The sequence below is a fragment of the Candidatus Nucleicultrix amoebiphila FS5 genome (genome assembly GCF_002117145.1).
Lineage (GTDB): Bacteria > Pseudomonadota > Alphaproteobacteria > Caedimonadales > Nucleicultricaceae > Nucleicultrix > Nucleicultrix amoebiphila.
The window spans coordinates 1,835,001-1,838,212 of the sequence record NZ_CP008743.1; the positions used below are offsets into that span (position 1 = coordinate 1,835,001).

Consider the following 3,212-nt stretch of genomic DNA (forward strand, 5'->3'; position numbering starts at 1 on the left):
TTGAAAGCAGCAGTGACCTAAGGAAGAGCGGCCGTTGAAAGACGGGCGGGAAGACGCGGGGAGCTGACGTTTAAAAGAAGCAATCGATTTCTATGAGAAATCTCAATCGAGCTCAGGGGATAAGAAACAGATGGCAACATCTGATGACTGTCTTCTGGGAAGAAAAGAGTTAAGAAAGAGAAGAGCATTTTGTGGATGCCTTGGCACTGAGAGGCGATGAAGGACGTGACAGGCTGCGAAAAGCCATGGGGAGCTGCCAATAAGCTTTGATCCGTGGATGTCCGAATGGGGAAACCCATCGCGCGAGCGATAGGATCTTTTGAATACATAGAAAGATCCGGCAAACCCTGTGAACTGAATCATCTCAGTAACAGGAGGAAAGGAAATCAACCGAGACTCCGTTAGTAGTGGCGAGCGAACGCGGACCAGGCCAGTCTCTCACATTAGAAAGACCAGAACGGTTTGGAAAAGCCGGCCAGAGAGGGTGATAGCCCCTTAAGGGAAGAGATGATGTGAGGGCACGAGTAGGACGGGACACGTGAAATCCTGTTTGAACATGGGGGGACCACCCTCCAAGCCTAAGTACTCCTCAGTGACCGATAGTGAACAAGTACCGTGAGGGAAAGGTGAAAAGAACCCCGATGAGGGGAGTGAAATAGAATCTGAAACAGGATGCTTACAAGCAGTAGGAGCAGGGGAAACCCTGTGACTGCGTACCTTTTGTATAATGGGTCAGCGAGTTAATCTTTGTAGCAAGCTTAAGCCGATAGGTGTAGGCGCAGCGAAAGCGAGTCTGAATAGGGCGACAAGTTACAGGGATTAGACCCGAAACCGAGTGATCTAGCCATGGACAGGTTGAAGACACGGTAACACGTGTTGGAGGACCGAACCCACTACTGTTGCAAAAGTAGGGGATGATCTGTGGTTAGGGGTGAAAGGCTAATCAAACTCGGAAATAGCTGGTTCTCCGCGAAATCTATTTAGGTAGAGCGTTTGAGTAGCGCCACTGGGGGTAGAGCACTGGATGGGCTAGGGGGGAGCGATCCCTACCAAACCTAACCAAACTCCGAATACCGGTGAGCGAACATCAAGCAGACAGACGGTGGGTGCTAAGGTCCATCGTCGAGAGGGAAACAGCCCTGACCGCCAGCTAAGGTCCCTAAGTTATGGCTAAGTGGGAAAGGATGTGGGAAGGCCAAGACAGCCAGGAGGTTGGCTTAGAAGCAGCCATCCTTTAAAGAAAGCGTAATAGCTCACTGGTCTAGTTAAGCTAGCCTGCGCCGAAAATGTACCGGGGCTCAAGCCATACACCGAAGCTGCGGATGCCATGGATCTACGGATTCATGGCGTGGTAGCGGAGCGTTCTGTAAGCCTGTGAAGGGTGAACCGTGAGGACACCTGGAGGTATCGGAAGCGAGAATGCTGACATAAGTAGCGTAATAAGGGAGGTGAGAAACCTCCCCGCCGTAAGTCCAAGGGTTCCTCGGCAAGGTTAATCCGCCGAGGGTGAGCCGGCCCCTAACACGAGGCAGAGATGCGTAGTGGATGGGAATCAGGTTAATAATCCTGAGCCTGTGGGATGTGACGAATTCTGTAAGTTGTCTGAAGTTAACGGATTCTGAGGGCAGCGAAGGGGTTCCTGGAAATAACACCCACGTAAAAGACCGTACCCGAAACCGACACTGGTGGACGAGTAGAGTATACTCAGGCGATTGAGAGAATGATGTTGAAGGAACTCGGCAAATTGCTCCTGTAACTTCGGGATAAGGGAGGCCTCTTTATGGGCAACCATAGAGAGGTGGCACAAGCTAGGGGGTAGCGACTGTTTAACAAAAACACAGGACTCTGCAAAGTCGAAAGACGACGTATAGGGTCTGACGCCTGCCCGGTGCCGGAAGGTTAAAAGGAGGTGTGCAAGCACCGAATTGAAGCCCCGGTAAACGGCGGCCGTAACTATAACGGTCCTAAGGTAGCGAAATTCCTTGTCGGGTAAGTTCCGACCTGCACGAATGGCGTAACGACTTCCCCACTGTCTCCAACATCACCTCAGCGAAATTGAATTCTCCGTGAAGATGCGGAGTAACCGCGGTCAGACGGAAAGACCCCGTGCACCTTTACTACAACTTTGCAGTGGTATTAGGGATTTTATGTGTAGCATAGGTGGGAGCCGATGAAGCGCTGGCGCCAGCTGGTGTGGAGGCACAAGTGAAATACCACCCTTAAAATCTTTGATATCTAACCGAGCTCTGTGAAACCAGAGCCGGGACCCTGCATGGTGGGTAGTTTGACTGGGGCGGTCGCCTCCCAAAGAGTAACGGAGGCGCGCGATGGTAGGCTCAGGTTGGTCGGAAATCAACTGATGAGTGCAATGGCAAAAGCCTGCCTAACTGCGAGAGAGACACCTCGAGCAGAGACGAAAGTCGGTCATAGTGATCCGGTGGTTTCCATGTGGAAGGGCCATCGCTCAACGGATAAAAGGTACGCCGGGGATAACAGGCTGATCTCCCCCAAGAGTTCATATCGACGGGGAGGTTTGGCACCTCGATGTCGGCTCATCACATCCTGGGGCTGAAGCAGGTCCCAAGGGTTTGGCTGTTCGCCAATTAAAGTGGTACGTGAGCTGGGTTCAGAACGTCGTGAGACAGTTCGGTCCCTATCTGCCGTGGTTGTTGGAAAATTGAGAGGAGCTGTCCCTAGTACGAGAGGACCGGGATGGACGTACCTCTGGTGTACCGGTTGTGACGCCAGTCGCAGCGCCGGGTAGCTAAGTACGGACGAGATAACCGCTGAAAGCATCTAAGCGGGAAACTCTCCTCAAAACAAGTTTTCCCTATGAGAACCGTGATAGACCATCACGTTGATAGGCGCGGTGTGTAAGCTCAGTAATGGGTTCAGCTAACGCGTACTAATCGTTCCATTGTCTTAATTCTTTCTCTTACCAGAAGTCAGTTATCAGGACTACCCTGATTTGGTTCACACATCCCCTTCTTCGTTCATATCTCAGTCTTTGCGGTCTGGTCGCCATAGCGAGGGTCTCGCACTCGATCCCATTCCGAACTCGTCAGTGAAACCCCTCCGCGCCAATGGTACTTAGGCTTAAGCCTTGGAAGAGTAGGTCGCCGCCAGACCTCATAGACTGAGATCTTTCCTTTATCTTTGGCGCTCCGCCTCCTTGGCTGAGCGCCTTTTTTGTATTTGATTTTGTGGGGGGC

General features: G+C 51.9%; 2 rRNA genes. Both read left to right on the forward strand.

The annotated features are described in order from the left end of the window. The first annotated feature begins 167 nt into the window (after nt 1-167). Nucleotides 168-2,930 (forward strand): 23S ribosomal RNA (locus GQ61_RS09085). Nucleotides 2,931-3,013: 83 nt separating this feature from the next. Beyond that, nucleotides 3,014-3,128, forward strand: a 5S ribosomal RNA gene (gene rrf, locus GQ61_RS09090). Nucleotides 3,129-3,212 lie beyond the last annotated feature (84 nt).